The sequence below is a fragment of the Streptomyces sp. NPDC048718 genome, from assembly GCF_043198875.1.
GTDB lineage: Bacteria > Actinomycetota > Actinomycetes > Streptomycetales > Streptomycetaceae > Streptomyces.
The window spans coordinates 158638-173304 of the sequence record NZ_JBICVG010000005.1 but is presented as its reverse complement, the minus strand read 5'-3'; the positions used below and the strand labels follow the sequence as shown (position 1 = coordinate 173304).

12 protein-coding genes and 2 tRNA genes are annotated in these 14667 nt (G+C 72.7%); 4 read left to right on the top strand and 10 right to left on the bottom strand.

Features of this window, described 5'->3' with window-relative positions; translation table 11 throughout:
* Positions 1-2 precede the first annotated feature (2 nt).
* Positions 3-1109 carry an LLM class flavin-dependent oxidoreductase gene (locus ACGFRB_RS11385; RefSeq protein WP_393242521.1) on the bottom strand — a complete coding sequence of 369 codons (1107 nt, stop codon included), beginning with the start codon at positions 1107-1109 and terminating at the stop codon, positions 3-5.
* A 511-nt stretch (positions 1110-1620) separates the two neighbouring features.
* On the opposite strand from ACGFRB_RS11385, the gene ACGFRB_RS11380 reads away from it, so the two are divergent.
* Both ACGFRB_RS11380 and ACGFRB_RS11375 read left to right on the top strand, forming a co-directional pair.
* A complete protein-coding gene (locus ACGFRB_RS11380) occupies positions 1621-2379 on the top strand; it encodes an IclR family transcriptional regulator C-terminal domain-containing protein (RefSeq protein WP_363000630.1) in 759 nt (252 codons plus the stop codon).
* 131 nt (positions 2380-2510) lie between these two features.
* Positions 2511-2584, top strand: a tRNA-Lys gene (locus ACGFRB_RS11375).
* Between the two features lie 102 nt (positions 2585-2686).
* Here ACGFRB_RS11375 and ACGFRB_RS11370 read toward each other — a convergent pair.
* The 4 genes from ACGFRB_RS11370 to ACGFRB_RS11355 all read right to left on the bottom strand — a co-directional run bounded on the left by ACGFRB_RS11370 (position 2687) and on the right by ACGFRB_RS11355 (position 7799).
* Positions 2687-3160 carry a carboxymuconolactone decarboxylase family protein gene (locus ACGFRB_RS11370; protein WP_363000632.1) on the bottom strand — a complete coding sequence of 158 codons (474 nt, stop codon included), beginning with the start codon at positions 3158-3160 and terminating at the stop codon, positions 2687-2689.
* Positions 3161-3360: 200 nt separating this feature from the next.
* Positions 3361-3951: a lytic polysaccharide monooxygenase gene (locus ACGFRB_RS11365; protein WP_363000633.1), complete on the bottom strand. Its 591-nt coding sequence runs from the start codon at positions 3949-3951 to the stop codon at positions 3361-3363.
* A 345-nt stretch (positions 3952-4296) separates the two neighbouring features.
* Positions 4297-6321, bottom strand: a complete 2025-nt coding sequence (locus ACGFRB_RS11360) for an SPFH domain-containing protein (RefSeq protein WP_393241881.1) — start codon at positions 6319-6321, stop codon at positions 4297-4299.
* 26 nt (positions 6322-6347) lie between these two features.
* A complete protein-coding gene (locus tag ACGFRB_RS11355) occupies positions 6348-7799 on the bottom strand; it encodes a peptidoglycan-binding protein (protein WP_393241878.1) in 1452 nt (483 codons plus the stop codon).
* 183 nt (positions 7800-7982) lie between these two features.
* Here ACGFRB_RS11355 and ACGFRB_RS11350 point away from each other — a divergent pair.
* Positions 7983-8056, top strand: a tRNA-Lys gene (locus ACGFRB_RS11350).
* A gap of 101 nt (positions 8057-8157) precedes the next feature.
* Here the strand turns inward: ACGFRB_RS11350 and ACGFRB_RS11345 are convergent.
* The 3 genes from ACGFRB_RS11345 to ACGFRB_RS11335 all read right to left on the bottom strand — a co-directional run bounded on the left by ACGFRB_RS11345 (position 8158) and on the right by ACGFRB_RS11335 (position 10465).
* The gene (locus tag ACGFRB_RS11345) at positions 8158-8817 is read right to left on the bottom strand and encodes a class F sortase (protein ID WP_393241875.1); all 660 of its coding nucleotides are present in this window, start codon (positions 8815-8817) and stop codon (positions 8158-8160) included.
* 4 nt (positions 8818-8821) lie between these two features.
* Positions 8822-9736, bottom strand: a complete 915-nt coding sequence (locus ACGFRB_RS11340; protein WP_393241872.1) for a hypothetical protein — start codon at positions 9734-9736, stop codon at positions 8822-8824.
* A 180-nt stretch (positions 9737-9916) separates the two neighbouring features.
* Positions 9917-10465 (bottom strand): YceI family protein, encoded by a 549-nt coding sequence (locus ACGFRB_RS11335; RefSeq protein WP_393241869.1) that lies wholly within the window; start codon positions 10463-10465, stop codon positions 9917-9919.
* 213 nt (positions 10466-10678) lie between these two features.
* On the opposite strand from ACGFRB_RS11335, the gene ACGFRB_RS11330 reads away from it, so the two are divergent.
* A complete protein-coding gene (locus tag ACGFRB_RS11330) occupies positions 10679-11458 on the top strand; it encodes an HAD-IIA family hydrolase (protein WP_363000641.1) in 780 nt (259 codons plus the stop codon).
* Positions 11459-11540: 82 nt separating this feature from the next.
* Here ACGFRB_RS11330 and ACGFRB_RS11325 read toward each other — a convergent pair whose 3' ends face one another.
* Complete coding sequence (locus ACGFRB_RS11325) at positions 11541-13148, bottom strand: alkaline phosphatase family protein (RefSeq protein ID WP_393241865.1); 1608 nt, start codon at positions 13146-13148, stop codon at positions 11541-11543.
* Between the two features lie 256 nt (positions 13149-13404).
* On the bottom strand, positions 13405-14520 hold the full coding sequence (locus tag ACGFRB_RS11320; protein ID WP_393241862.1) for an oxygenase MpaB family protein: 1116 nt from the start codon (positions 14518-14520) through the stop codon (positions 13405-13407).
* Positions 14521-14667 lie beyond the last annotated feature (147 nt).

Sequence of the window (14667 nt, the reverse complement as noted above, 5' to 3'; positions counted from 1 at the left end):
CGCTACGCCGTCGCGAGCCCCTCTTCCGGAGCGCCCGGCGAGACCGCGCCCGGAGAGTGCGCGCCCGGCAGTCCGTACACGTCGGCGATCAGTTCGTAACTCCGCAGCCGCGCGTCCCCGCCGTGCGCGTTGGCGGTGATCATCAGCTCGTCGGCGCCGGTCCGCTTCTGGAGCGCGTCCAGGCCTTCGCGTACCTCGTCGGGCGTGCCGTGCACGACGTTCGACATCCAGCCGTCCACGAGTTCCCGCTCCATGTGGCTGAATTCATACGCCTCGGCCTCTTCCGGCGTCGGGATGAGCCCGGGGCGGCCGGTGCGCAGCCGCAGCATCGACAGGGCGCTGGTCCGCACCTGGCGGCGGGCCTCGCGGGCCTCGTCGGCGGCGAGCGCGGCGACGCCGATCAGGGCGTACGGCGCGTCGAGCACGGCCGAGGGCCGGAAGCTCTGCCGGTACAGCTCAAGGGCGGGCAGGGTGTTGCGCGCCGAGAAGTGGTGGGCGAAGGCGAAGGGCAGGCCGAGCATGCCGGCGAGGCGGGCGCTGAAGCCGGAGGAGCCGAGCAGCCAGATCGGCGGCCGGCCCTTCGGGCCCTGCACCGGGCCCGGGACGGCGTGGATTCGGGCGTATGGATGGCCGTCCGGGAAGTCGTCGTCGAGGAACCGGGTCAGTTCGGAGAGCTGCTCCGGGAAGTCGTCGGCGCCCTCGCCCAGCCGGTCGGTACGGCGCAGCGCGGCGGCGGTCGCGCCGTCGGTGCCGGGCGCGCGGCCGAGCCCGAGGTCGATCCGGCCCGGGGCCAGCGCCTCCAGGGTGCCGAACTGCTCGGCGATCACCAGCGGCGCGTGGTTCGGCAGCATGACGCCGCCGGAGCCCAGCCGGATGCGGCGGGTGTGGGCGGCGAGGTGGGCGAGGATCACGGCGGGCGAGGAGGAGGCGACGCCCGGCATGGAGTGGTGCTCGGCCACCCAGTGGCGGTGGTAGCCGCGCCGCTCGGCGAGCCGGCTGAGGGCGACGCTGGTGGCGAGCGCCTGGCTCGCGGTCCGGCCGCTGCCGACGGTGACCAGGTCGAGCACCGAAAGCGGTACGGGCGCGGAGCCGAGCACCTCGCCCCTGATGCCGCTCCCGGGCCGGGGCCCGGTCCCGTTCCCGCTGCCGGCCCCGTTCCCGTTCTCGGTCCCGGCGGGCGTCGGCGCGGGCGTCACCTCCGCGTCCCGTTCCCCGCCCCGCTCCGTGTTCCGTGTCGTGTCACTCACCGTGTGGCCGGCCTTCCTGCGCTGCGCCGATGTGCTCGCGCGCTGACGTACTGACATCAGGGGTACGGACCGCCCGGTGCGCGGGGGCTGGTCCGGCGTGCTCCCAGAGAGCAACTGGAGGGGGTCTCCGGTTATTCCCACAGAAAAATCTTCACGTCCGGAACCCGCTCGAACGGCCGTACGGGCGCCCTCATCCGCGGCGCTGACCTCCGACTCTCCCCGGGGGCTGTGACCATGGCATATGCCAAAGTGGCGCGGCCCAGACCAGACATCGTGCACACCGCATCAATCTCGCCAACGGCCGCCCCGCCACGCCTCCTTGGCGGCTATCGTGGTACGGAAGCTTGCGGTCACAACCTGGTAGGGGGACACCGTGGCGCTGAAGCCCGAGCCCACCGCGCCGTTCCATTCGGTGCAATACGCACTGCGTGTACTCGAGACCATCTCTCGGCACGGCGGCGGCGTGACGGACGTGCAGATCGCACGGGACACCGGCCTGCCCGTCGCGCACCTGACGCCCCTGCTGCTGATGCTCCGGCGCGAGGGCTACGTCGAGCAGGTCTCCGACGGCGCCTACGTGGTCGGCGACTCCCTGGTCCTGCTCGGGTCCGGCACCACCCGCCGCGAGGCCCTGGAGCTCAGGCTCCAGGAAGAGCTGACCGAGCTGCGCGACTCGCTCGGCGCCGCCGTCTACATCAGCCGCTACATCGACGGCGAGGTGAAGATCACCCAGTGGGCCGACGGCCCGCGCACCCCCAAGGTCAACGAGTGGGTGGACTTCCGCTCCGCCGCCCACGCCAGCGCCGTCGGCAAGTGCCTGCTGACCCAGCTCGACCTGAACGGACGCCGCGACCACCTGGCCCGGCACCGGATCGCACGGCTGACCTCGCGCACGATCACCAACGAGAAGGTGCTGTTCTCGAAGCTGGACAGCCAGCCGCCGACCGTCCCCGTGCTCGACCTCCAGGAGTACGCGGTGGGCACGGTCTGCGCCGCGGTGCCGCTGACGGCGGGCGCGGCCGTGGGCTGCCTGGCCATCTCGCTGCCGATCGAGGACGCGCACCGGCTCCGTTCGGCGGCCGACACCCTCAACCGGCGGGCCGCGCCGGTGGTGCTCTCGCTGGCGCTCTGAGCGGGGGCGGGGCTGGAACGGGACTGGACCACCCTCGTCCCGGCCAGGCGCTGACCGGGGCCGGTGCCCGGCCGGGGCGAGGGTGGTCACGAGCACCCCTCGGAACCAGGTAGTATTTTCTTTGTCAGCAGGCGCCGCTAGCTCAGTTGGTTAGAGCAGCTGACTCTTAATCAGCGGGTCCGGGGTTCGAGTCCCTGGCGGCGCACCGACCGGAAGGCCCCTTGCGAAAGCAAGGGGCCTTCTGTATTGCCCCGCGCTTCCCGCGCTTCCCCCGCATCCCCCGTGCTACCCCCGTGGAGGCAGGGGACTACAGGCCGGCGAACGCGCCGGGCTCGTAGGAGCCGCCCGGGGTGTGCACGATCACGCCCATCCGTGTGGCCGCGTTGATCAGGGAGACCAGACAGACCAGCGCCCCGACCTCGTCGTCGTCGAAGTGCTTCCGCACCTCGGCCCAGGTCTCGTCCGTCACCCCGCGCTCGCCGAGCGACGTGCCTTCCTCCGCGAGCGCGAGCGCGGCCCGCTCGGCCTCGGTGAACACGGTGGTGTGCCGCCAGGTGGCGACCAGACCGAGCCGGACCGCGCTCTCCCCGGCGGCCGCGGCCTCCTTGTTGTGGACATCGGCGCAGAAGCCGCAGCCGTTGATCTGGCTGACGCGCAGCTGCACCAGCTCTCGCAGGGTCTTCGGCAGCGTCGACTCCTCCAGGGCCATCGCCGTGTGGAAGAACCGCTTGGCGACCTTCGCGGCGGTCGGGCTGTCGAACAGGCGGAAACGGGGTTCCATGACGTCGTCCTCACTTCTCGCTACTTCTCGCTGATGGCATCGCGCCGGTGCGGTCGCGGCGGCTGTTTACCGCCGCGCCGCGCCGAACACACACAAGATGCCGCCACCCCGGCCGCTGTGACATGGCGCCATTGTGAGCCGCGTCACAGGGTGATGAGAGTGAGGGTGCGAGGAGGAGGGGAGGAGGGGAGGTCCCTGGGTCAGAACTGGACATCCGAGCACGCGTAGAAGGCGTTGCCGGTATCCGCGATCGTCCACACCCCGAGGATCATGTGGCGGCCGGTCTTGCCCGCCGGGATGACACCGGTGTGGGAGAGGGTCGCGGGCGGCTGCTGGTTGTTGTAGGGGACGACCAGGAAGGGCTGCGGGTCGAGCGCCGCCCTGGTCAGCGGCTGGTTCGGGTTCCAACCGTTCTTGGTGATGTAGTAGCGGAAGTCCGTGGTCGCGTGGCGGGCGGTGAACTGCCAGCGGAAGGTGTAGCTCTGGCCCGCGGTGAGCCGGGTGGCCGGCCAGGCGCCGGACCGCTGGTCGTCGAGCTGGGCGAAGCGGGAGTTCCCGCCGGCGCAGATCGTGCCGTCGGAGGGCCCGCCGGACGGGAAGCCCTTGGGCCCCTCGACCGACTGCGGCTCCCACTGGATGTCGCCGCAGTTCTTCACGGTGCCGTCGGCGCAGAGCTTTTGGCGGCTGATCGGGGCGTCGGTGTAACCGTGGCCGCTCGCGCCGCCGGTGGAGAGGACGAAGGCGGCGGCGACGCCGAGCGCCACGGCCGCGATGCCTGACTTCTTTCGCATGCTGTCGCTCCAGGAGGACGTGGGGGAGTTCCGGAGGCCGGGCGGGGTGGGGCAGGTCGGGCCGGCCGGGGTGCACGCGTGCGAGGAGATGGGGACGGGGGAAGGCGGAAGGGGTGGGGATACGGACCCTTCAGGTCTAGACCAAGCTCCACGGTAGGGAGGGAGACTGGTCATGTCCAGACCAACGACGGTGGTACGGGAGCCATACGACGGCGGTACGGGTCATGTCCCGTACCGCCGTCGTCATCGCGTCGTCGTCAGCGCGCCGTCATCGCCGGGTCGTCATCGCCTGCGGCGCCGGCGGTCCACCGCTCTCGCGGACGTACCGCTCTCACCGCGCGCCGCTCAGACAGCCTCGCCCGACGCCGTCCGGCCGGTGGAGAACGCCACCGTCAGGTCCTTCACCAGCGCCTTCCGCTCGTCGTCGTCGAGTTCCACCAGACCACGGGAGGTCAGCCGGTGGACCACGTCGTCGACCGCGTCCACGACCGAGGTGAGCACGCTGTCCCGGTGCTTGGCGTCGATCGCCGCGATCCGGCGGCGCTGCATCGCCGCCGCGACCGCGGGGGCGTACTCGATCCGGGTCGGCTGCGCCGAGTACACGTCGATGCCGACCGGTGCGCACTCCGCCGACAGCGTCCGGGTCAGCGCCTCACCGACCGCCTCGGCGTCGCGCAGCGTCGGCGCGTCCTCGTGGAACGCGTCCGCCGGCAGCTGCGACAGGACCCGGGCCATCGCCGCCTCCACCTGCTCGCGCAGGTACTCCTCGTGCCGGTCCACCCCGAGCGCGGCACGCACGGTGTCACGGACCCGCCAGACCACGAGGACCACGACATCGAGCGCCGTGCCCTTCGCGTCGACGGCGGGCAGCGGTTCGCTGCGCCAGTGCCGCAGCCGTACGTCCACCCGGCGGCGCAGCAGGAGCGGGCTCACCCAGAGCAGACCGGTCCGGCGGACGGTGCCGCGATAGTCGCCGAAGAGGGTGAGGACCAGGGCGTAACCGACCCGTCCGCGGCCGATCCCGCCCAGGAAGAACAGGGTGACGACGCTGCCGAGCGCGAGCAGGGACCACTGGCCGAGGCCGATGCCGTCGTACGGCCGAGGCGGCAGCCCCAGCACGCGCGCCGCCTCCCGGGGCACGGCGCCCATCCACCACACGAGCACCGCGCACCCGAACAGCGCCAGCAGCCCGCCGGTCACACCGACCCAGCCGGGCAGCACCGGACCGGGGCGTTCCACCAGCTTCGGGTCGGCGGCTGGCACCGGCCGCCCGGCGGAAGCGGCGGTGGAGCGCGCGCGGGTGGTGGCCACGGGGGTGGGGGTGAGCGTGGGTCGGAGTGCGACCGGGCCGGCGGGGTCCGGGGGTGTGGGGAAGCCGGTCTGCCGGGTTTTGATCAGGGAGGGCCTGGACGTGCCCGGTGATGCGGGTGCGGATGCGGTGGCCGGGGTTCCGTCGTCGGGGCCGGGCGCCGGCTCGTCCCGGAAGAGCAGATGTACCGGGATCGTCCCGGTCGTCTCGACCCCGATCACCGCCCGGCGCCGCCCGCCGCTCCCCCGCGTCGCCACCCCGTCGGAGGAAGGAAGGGAAGGAACCGGAGCGGAAGGGGTGGGAGCGGAAAGGGTGGGAGCGGAAGGGGCGGACGGGGCACCGCTCTTGGCGGGCCGCTGGTCGGCGGAGGCCGCGGGGACGGACACCATCGTGAAGTGCGCCCCGGCCATCCATGCGAAGCCGACCCCGACGGGGGTGGGGGTGAGGGTGCGGACAGGGTCGGGCTCGGGGTCGGGCGCAGGGGTTGGAGGTGTGTCCAGGACCTGCGGCTCTTCGGTCACAGCGGCGGAAGGCTCGGGGACGGACGGCGGCTGGGGTGTGGGCCCGGCGGGAGGTGCCGCCTGGTCCGCCGCCGAGGTGTCCGCCTCGGCGGCGACCGCCTTGTCCGAGTCCTCCGGGTCACCCGTGCCGCCCTCGGCCTCCGCGTCGGCCGAGGCCACCGGATCGAGGACGGCGTCGGCAGCCTTCTCCTCCTCGGCCCGCGCGGGCTCCGGAGCCTGCCCCACGGCCTCCGACTCTGCGGCCTCCGGTTCGGCGGCCTCCGACGCGGTGACCTCTGCCTCGGTGACCTCCGGCGGCAGCGGCGTCCTGTCGGAGGCGCCCGCCCCGGTCGCGCCCCCGGCCCCCGGCTCCGAGTCCCGCTCTGGCTCCGACTCCGGCCCTGCCTCCGGCCCGTCGCCCGGCGGCGCGGTGCTCGCGCGCAGCCTGCCGTCGGTGAGCCGGCGGGCGGTGCGGGCCGCGTCACGACTGGCGGCCGCGCCGGAATCGGCCAGGGCGGCCGGGCCCGGAGGCGCGGGGCTCATCGGGGTCGATGCCTTCATTCGGTCGTCACCTCATGTCGTCGTGATCATCGGAACAGGCGCCGCCAGGTCTCCGGGCCCGGATAACCGTCGGCCGCCGAGCCGCGCCAGCCCTGGGCCCGCTGGAAGGACTCGACGTTGCGCCGGTCCGCCTCCGTCCAGCGGGGGCCGGGGCCCGACGTGTAGTGCTTGCCGAAGCCCCGCTTGACCAGCTGCTTGCCCAGCTTCTCCACATATGCGTGGGACTGGCCCGGACGGAAGGAGCCACGCCCGGGGAACGCGGTCGCAGATCCGCTCGACCCGCTCGACCCGCCGGAACCGCCCGCGCCGCCGATGTCCTTGCCCTGTCCCGTCACCAGGAGCGACCAGGTCCGCGGCCCCGGCAGCCCGTCGGCCGCACCGCCCTTCCAGCCCTGCGCCCGCTGGAACGCCTCGGTCGCCCGCCGGTCCGCCTCGCCCCACCGCGGGCCCGGCCCCTGCCGGTAGAAGCTCTTGCCGCCGCGCGCCACGAGCAGTTTCCCGAGGCGTGTGACGTACGCGTTGTCCGCGCCCGGCCCGAACTTCGCCGCCCCGGGGTACGGCGTGGCCGCGCTGCCCGTACCGCCTCCCGCTCCACCGCCCTGGACCGAGGGTGCGCCGGTCAGGCCCTTGTAGCGGTAGGCGACGTAATGCTCCGAGTCCTGCCAGTACGCCATCGGCGTCGTCCGTGTCCGGGTGTACGGCTTGGTCTGCTCGTACGCGGTGTAGGAGGTGCGCGTGGAGTCCGTCCAGCCGCCGAAGACCGTCACGTGCGAGCCGCGCGTCGGGCCGGCCGGGTTGTGGAAGAGCAGGATGTCACCGGGCTGGAGATCGGCGCGCGAGATCCGGTCGGCGAAGCGGGTCAGGCTGCCCGTCCACTCGTTGGAGGGCAGGTTCCAGACCATCGAGACATAGCCGGAGCAGTCCTGGCGGTAGCCGTCGCCCCAGTAGCGGTTCATGTCGTACGGGACCCTGGCCGTCACCCACTTCTCGGCGCGGCGGACGATGTCGGCGCGGGTCGTCGCGCGCAGGGCCGGGACGGGGCCGCGCGGGGCCGCCGCCGGGAGCGCGGCCGGAGCCGACACCGGCGTGGCCGATACCGGACCCCGGCCGGACACGGCGCGCAACGGCTCCTGTCCGCCCTGCGGGTTCTCGGGCTCCGCCTCGTGGTCGGTGACGCCGATGCCGCCGACGCCGATGCCGGGGGCGGAGACCCGGGATCCCGTCGCCTCGACGGCTGCCCCACTCACCCCGCCCACCCCGTCCGCCGTCCGCGTCGCGCCGGCCGGGCCCACGCCCCCGGTGCCGAGCACCGCTCCAGTGGCCGTGACCAGGACCAACGCGCGCCGCACGCCATGGGCGGCCGGGTGGCCCCCGGCCCGTACCGGCACACCGAGCGCGCGGGCCCTCCGCTGCCCGGCACAGCCCGCGCAACCGCAGTCGGCCTCGGGTTCGAACTCCTCGAAAACCGGCACACTCATGTGTTCCCCTCCACAGCCGTCAAGATCTCCTGGCGCTCCGACACGGGCGCCAATGTCTCGACTGTCCTAACAAATGGCATTTTGACGGATCGATTCCCCAGTACGACCATCCGACAGGCCGGAGGGGGCGGGAAATGGTCAGGGGCACCCCCGGAAGTCCTGTAGAGTTATCTCTGTCAGCAGGCGCCGCTAGCTCAGTTGGTTAGAGCAGCTGACTCTTAATCAGCGGGTCCGGGGTTCGAGTCCCTGGCGGCGCACGCGAAGACTGAGGCCCTTCACCATCAGGTGAAGGGCCTCAGTCGTATGTCCGGCGCGTCTCGGCCTGGCCCCCCGGTGTATCTCCGCGCCTCTTCGCAGGTCAGCGGCCCGAGCCGTCGGTGGAGGCATCGGACAGGTAGGCGGAGACGACGACGTTCGCCGTGTACGCGCCGGACGCGCGGTCGAAGGCTCCGCCGCAGGTGATCAGCCGCAGCTCGGCGCGGCCGGGCAGCCGCCGGCCGTACGCCGCCCGCGGGTCGAACCCGTCCCTCGGCAGGACCTGGACGTCGTCGACGGTGAAGCGGGCGACGCTGCCGTCCGACCGGGTCACGGCCACCTCCGCGCCGGGACGGACCGCGCTCAGCCCGTAGAAGACGGCCGGGCCGGTCTCGGTGTCGACATGGCCGACGAGGAGCGCCGCGCCGGGGGCGCCGGGCGGCGTGCCGTCCTCGTACCAGCCGACGGTCTCCGGCGTCTCGTACGACGGAGGCTCGATCGCCCCGTCGTCGTCGAGCCCCCGGGGCACGACCGGCGCCGCCACCCCGATCGACGGGATCTCGACACGGCGCGGCTCCAGCGCGGCGAGCGGGGAGTGCGCCGGGGGCAGCGGGATACCCGGCGGGCGGCCGGCCGCGGCGATGTCGCCGGTGGTCGGCGCCGCCGCGGTGCCGGGCGGCGGGGCTCCGTCCTGACCCCAGATCCAGAGGCTGAGTACGAGGGCCGCCCAGGCCGCCCCGGTCAGTGCCCGCCCGGACGGCACGCGCTCAGTCCGCGCCCTGGCCGGCCCCGCCCCCGGGCTTCTCCCCGGCGACCGCCCCTCCCCCGGCACCGGAGTCGGTGCGGCGCCGGGCGTTGCCGCGGAGGGCGAGGGCCGCCGCCGCGAGGGCGGCCAGGCCGAAGCCGAGGACGGTGTACGGGGTGCCCAGGCCCTCCTCGCTCGCCGTCTGCGCCACCCCGGGCGCGGCGGGCGCGGCGAACACGGCCGTCCCGCCGCCGCCCGCGTGGACCGGGGCGACCGGGGACGGGTGGGAGGTGGGACGCGAGGGCGGCTGCTCGCTCCGCCGGACCCTGAGGGTCCCGGCGTCGCGGTGGTCGTGGCCGTCGCAGGACACGCTGATCGGGTAGGTGCCCTCGTCGAGGCGCTGCTTCAGGCGGACGCCACCCGACAGCTCACCCGCTTTGCCGTCCCCCTCGTCATCCCCCTTGTCATCCCCCTTGTCGTCCCCTTTGCCGTCTCCTTTGCCACTCCCCTGACCGCCACCCCGCCCGCCCGCGTGGCCCCACCACTGCCCCTGCCCCCGGTCCTGTCCCCACTCCCGGCCCTGGTCCCAGCTCCGCCCGTCCTCGCGCCCCTGGCCGTGGTCCTGGTCGCGACCTTGGCCGTGGTCTCGACCGTGGTCCTGGTCGTGGTCTCGACCGTGGTCCTGGTCGTGTTTCGGGGGCGGGCCCTCACCCCGACCGCTGAGCCGCGCCTCTTTGGCGAAGGCCGGGGACACGGCGGTCCCGGCGCGGCCCGCGCAGCCGGTGACCCGCAGATCGACCCCGGCACCGGGCGGGGCCGTGCCGGGGGTGGCCGTGACCCGGACCCCGTCGTGGGCCTGGGCGACGCCCGCCTCGGGCGTGAGCACCAGCACCATGGCCGCCGTGGCGGCACCCAGCGCGATGGAACCTGAACGCATGGTGACCTCCTGGTACTGGCAGGGTCACCCGAATCGCCCCCTCCCGCATCCCGGGAGGGCCGGTGGGACGAGCCGACAAGCGGATGGGCGGACGAGCAGACAAACGGACGAGCGAGGCCCCGCCCGGTCCCGGGTCCGGGACAGGGCGGAGGCGAACGGGGCCGAACCGGCCCGGGACCGCTACTGCTTGATCGCGGAGATGTCGAACTCCAGGACGATCTTGTCGCCGACCAGCACGCCCCCGCCCTCCAGGGCCGCGTTCCACGTCACGCCGAACTCCTTGCGGGAGATCGTCACCGCCCCCTCCAGGCCGACCCGGAGGTTGCCGTAGGGGTCGACGGCGTTGCCCGTGTACTCGAAGTCGATGCTCACGGGGCGGGTGACGTCCTTGACCGTGAGATCGCCGGTGACGCGATAGTCGGTGTCGGACTTCACCTCGACCGAGGTGGTGCGGAAGGTGATGTCGGGGAAGTTGGGCGCGTCGAGGAAGTCGTTGGTACGCAGATGCTGGTCACGCTGCTCGACGCCGGTGTCGATGCTCTCGGTCTTGATCACCACCTGGGCGGTGGACTTCGCCGGGTCCGCGCCGTCCAGATGCGCGGTGCCCTCGAACTGGTGGAAGGCACCGCGGACCTTGGTCACCATGGCGTGGCGGGCGACGAAGCCGATCCGGGTGTGGGCGGGGTCGAGGACATAGTCCCCGGTGAGTTCGGAGAGGGGCATGGTCATCGGGTCTCCCAGGGCTGCTCTGGATCCCGGCGGCAGTCCGCTTGGATCATTTCGGATCATTACCGATCACTGTTGATCATTACCGATGATTACCGATCTTTCCGGTTCGCGCCAGACCGCGACCGGCCCTTGAATGGACACGGCCTAGGCTGGGGCCGTCGGTACAGCGTCGTCCCGGCGCCACCGCAAGCCATCCGACAGGAGACCGGCCCCATGGCAGACCGCAAGCCCATCGAATCGTGGCTCACCGACATGGACGGCGTGCTCATGCACGAGGGCATCCCGGTGCCGGGAGCCGACGCGTTCATCACCAAGCTGCGGGACTCCGGCCGGCCCTTCCTGGTCCTCACGAACAACTCCATCTACACCGCCCGCGACCTGCACGCCCGGCTCAGCCGGATCGGCCTGGACGTGCCCGCCGAGAACATCTGGACGTCGGCGCTCGCCACCGCCAAGTTCCTCGAGACCCAGCACCCGGGCGGCTCCGCGTACGTCATCGGCGAGGCCGGTCTGACCACCGCGCTGCACGAGGTGGGGTACATCCTCACCGACACCGAGCCCGACTTCGTGATCCTGGGCGAGACCCGGACGTACTCCTTCGAGGCCATGACGAAGGCGGTACGGCTGATCAACAACGGGGCCCGGTTCATCGCCACGAACCCCGACGAGACCGGCCCCTCCGCCGAGGGCGCGCTGCCCGCGACGGGCGCGGTCGCCGCGCTCATCACCAAGGCGACGGGCAAGGAGCCCTACTTCGTCGGCAAGCCGAACCCGCTGATGATGCGTACCGGCCTCAACGCGATCGGGGCCCACTCCGAGTCCAGCGCGATGATCGGCGACCGGATGGACACCGACATCCTGGCGGGGCTTGAAGCGGGCATGGAGACCTTCCTCGTGCTGACGGGCCTGACGGCGCCGGAGGACATCGGCAAGTTCCCGTACCGGCCGACGCATGTGAAGGACTCGATCGCGGACCTGGTCGAGTACATCTGACCTTCGGCGTCAGTCGTCCGGCGGCCGGTTCCCGCCCGGACGCCCTCCGGGCGGGAACCGGCCGCTTTGGCGTGATACGCGATCAGGACGTGGTGACCGCGACCCCGTCGACCACCCAGTACCAGTTGTTCGAGCCGGTGTAGCGGAACCGGAAGGAGACGCTGGACGCGCCCGCGGGCACGGGGACCGTGACCGTCTGCGGCTGGGAGAGCACGTCCGCCGTGTAGCTCTTGACGACGGTCGGGGTGCCACCGTTGAACGAGGCCAGGATCTGGGCGCTCTGGGCGCCCTCCTGGCGGTAGAGCGTGGCGAAGGACAGGCTGACGCGGGCGGCACCGGAGACCGCGTACGCCGGGCTGACCAGCGTCGAGTCGTACGTACCCGAGAAGCTCTTGTCCGCCCACTCGTCGGAGTCGGCGACGGCGAACACGCCCCGGGAGCGGACGTTCAGCTCGCGCCACTGGTCGCGCTGGGAGCGGGACCAGAACTCGTCGGTGGCGAAGGACCAGCCGCGCCACTCGGTCACTCCGCCCGTGCCCATGGCGTTGTTGATGACGGACCAGCCGCTCGGCGCGGTGTGGGTGAAGCCGAGGACGCCGGCGGGGATGCCGGTCTCGTCGACGCGGCCGGCAAGGACGGGCAGCAGGGTGTCGAACGCGTCCGCGGAACGCTGCTGGACCGGCTTGCCGTCCAGGCCCCAGGCCGGGTCGGGGACGATGCCGAGCTGGTGGAAGACGGTGGCGGCGACGTCGACGAGGCGGGTGTCGGCGGGCCGGGCGCCGGCCTCGATGCCCGGGCCCTGGGCGAGTACGAACGTACGCCGTTCCTCGACGCTGGAGCCGCCGTGCCCGCCCGCGTCGGTGTGACCGTGGTCGGTGGCGACGACGACCGTCCACTCCTCGGCCGCGCGGGTCGGGCGGGCCTCGATGGCGGCGAGGAGCCGGCCGAGGTAGCCGTCCTGGACGTCGATGGCCGCGAGGTAACGGGGGTCGGCGGCACCGTTGTTGTGGCCGATCTCGTCGGTCTCGCCGAAGTAGACGAAGAGGACGTCGGGGTTCTGCTCGCGCAGCACGGCCTCGGTGACCTCGGTGATCGTGAGGTCGTTGACGGCGTAGTCGTTGTTGTAGACCACCTTGGCGTCCGCGCCGGGGGTCACGGTGCCGTACGTGTCGAGCTCGGGCCAGTCGACGGCGGCGAACAGCGAGAGTTCCGGGCGCACTTGGTGCAGCCGGGCCAGGAAGCCGGGGTAGGCGGTGTAGTTGCGGCCGGTGAAGGTGTTGTCCTTCACGCCGTGCTTGTCGGGCCAGACGCCGGTGGAGATCGTCGACCAGCCGGGGCCGGAGGAAGTGGCGGCCATCGGGCTGGAGTAGAGCAGCGAGCGACCGTATGTGCCGTTCGCCATCAGCGACTTGAGGTGGGGAGCCGAGGCGGCGTCGATGCGGTCGTGGCGCAGGCCGTCCATGCCGACGACGAGCACCTTGCGGGTACTGGTGCCGTTCGGGAGGGTCGGGACGGCGGCACCGGAGGCGGTGGTCGCGGTGGGCGCACCGGGGGTGGCGGCCGAGGCGGTGGGCGCGGTGGCCAGGCCGCCGACGGTGACGGCCACGGCGGCCGAGGCGCCGACGGCGAGCACACCGCGGCGGGTCGGGGTCGCGGGGCCGGTGGGGCGGGACGGGCCGGGGGTGGGCATGCGAGAGCCTCCAGAAGGGGGTATGCGGGCATGCCAACGCCCCTGGCGTACCAGGGGCGTTGGGCTGTGGTCCGTACCCGTTATCCTTCCGCGACCCTCCCGCGTGGGAAAGTGTCGCCCGGTGGTCGTCCGGTGAACTCTCCGCTGCCGGTCGCGGACGTCCAGGCGTCGGCGCGCGCGACCGGATTCCCAGCCGGTGCGGGGCCGTTCGGGCGGGGGGAGGGCGTCGAGGAGGTCGTCACGGCAAGGCGGCGGATCAGGACGGCGCGTCGGTCAGGCCCGTGGGGACCTGCCAGTCGCGGCGGCGGCCCTTGTTGGCCAGCAGCAGCCCCTCCTTGAAGATCAGCAGCCCCAGTTGGCTCGCCACCTTCGCGGCCGGCGGGAGGGTGTCGCCCGTCTTGCCGTAGCCGAAGGCGGGCAGGCTCGCGGCGCTCAGTCCGAGCTGGGTGAGGCTGTCCGACGGGGGCACCTTGATGACGTCGGCGGACTTGTCGCCGATCAGGGTCCGGATCAGGGTGGGCCCCACTCCCGGCGGGGCCGGCAGCAGCTCGCGGATGAAGTCCAGGACGCCCTTGGTCAGCACAGTGCCGGCTTCCGAGGGGCGTTGCTGCCGGGCGATGACGCGGTCCACGAGGGCCGAACCGTCCCCGAATTTCTCGGGGTTGAGCTCCTCGCGCACCCCCAGCACATGCCCGACCACCCGCCAGATGTGGAAGTAGGCGTCCCGGTCCTCGGTCGTCAGCTGGACACCCAGCTTGGCGAGGCCGTTCGGGATCACCACCGAGAAGCTCATCAGCGTGCCCGCCAGATCCTCCTGGTTGACCGGCACCCCGAGTTTCGCGGCGTCCCAGTCGCCCAGCTGGGACACGTGATAGCGCATGGTGGCATGCAGCAGGCGGATCTTCTGGGCGGAGCGGAGCCCGCGGCCGGTCGGTCCGAGGCCGTCGTTGTCGAGCACGTCCACGATGAACTGCGAGGTCTCCGAGAGCCGTCGGTACACCCCGGAGGTGAGCCGCTGGGAACGGGCGAGCACCTCGGCCCCGTTGCCGCACGTGTAGCAGCTCGGGAGCGAGCCGCAGAGCAGGATCGTGGCGATGAGCGGCTGGTAGCGGCCGAGGAGATCGTGGCCGCGCGCCATCCGCGCCTGATCCGCCCAGGGCGGCAGGTCGGCGGTCCGCGCGAAGTACTCCTGGAGTTTGGGCGGCAGTCCGGCAGGGACGGCGTCGCTGTTGCGGCCGAAGCCGAGCAGGGTCTGGCGGACCTGCTCCTGTTGCCCCAGCTCGTACGTCTCGGCGATGGCGGCGTCCCCGAGCGGGTCGCCGGTGGTGCGCATGCGGTCGAGCAGGTCGTCGGTCCAGCCGTTGGCAGCCATGGGAACCTCCGTCGGGGGTGCGGATGACCTTCACCCGTATCACCGCGCTTCGCACGACGGCCGTATCCCCACTCGAACGAGGGCGGGTCCGGCGCGTCGCCACGTCCGACCGGCCCCGGCCCCGTCCCCGTCCCCGGGCGGGCCCGG

Bases quoted from the DNA above. Each gene is read 5' to 3' on its own strand.
- ACGFRB_RS11335 (WP_393241869.1), bottom strand. From the start codon at position 10,465: ATGACCATGCCCCTCTCCGAACTCACCGGGGACTATGTCCTCGACCCC.
- ACGFRB_RS11355 (WP_393241878.1), bottom strand. From the start codon at position 7,799: ATGAGTGTGCCGGTTTTCGAGGAGTTCGAACCCGAGGCCGACTGCGGT.
- ACGFRB_RS11330 (WP_363000641.1), top strand. From the start codon at position 10,679: ATGGCAGACCGCAAGCCCATCGAATCGTGGCTCACCGACATGGACGGC.
- ACGFRB_RS11370 (WP_363000632.1), bottom strand. From the start codon at position 3,160: ATGGAACCCCGTTTCCGCCTGTTCGACAGCCCGACCGCCGCGAAGGTC.
- ACGFRB_RS11365 (WP_363000633.1), bottom strand. From the start codon at position 3,951: ATGCGAAAGAAGTCAGGCATCGCGGCCGTGGCGCTCGGCGTCGCCGCC.
- ACGFRB_RS11340 (WP_393241872.1), bottom strand. From the start codon at position 9,736: ATGCGTTCAGGTTCCATCGCGCTGGGTGCCGCCACGGCGGCCATGGTG.
- ACGFRB_RS11320 (WP_393241862.1), bottom strand. From the start codon at position 14,520: ATGGCTGCCAACGGCTGGACCGACGACCTGCTCGACCGCATGCGCACC.
- ACGFRB_RS11360 (WP_393241881.1), bottom strand. From the start codon at position 6,321: ATGAAGGCATCGACCCCGATGAGCCCCGCGCCTCCGGGCCCGGCCGCC.
- ACGFRB_RS11325 (WP_393241865.1), bottom strand. From the start codon at position 13,148: ATGCCCACCCCCGGCCCGTCCCGCCCCACCGGCCCCGCGACCCCGACC.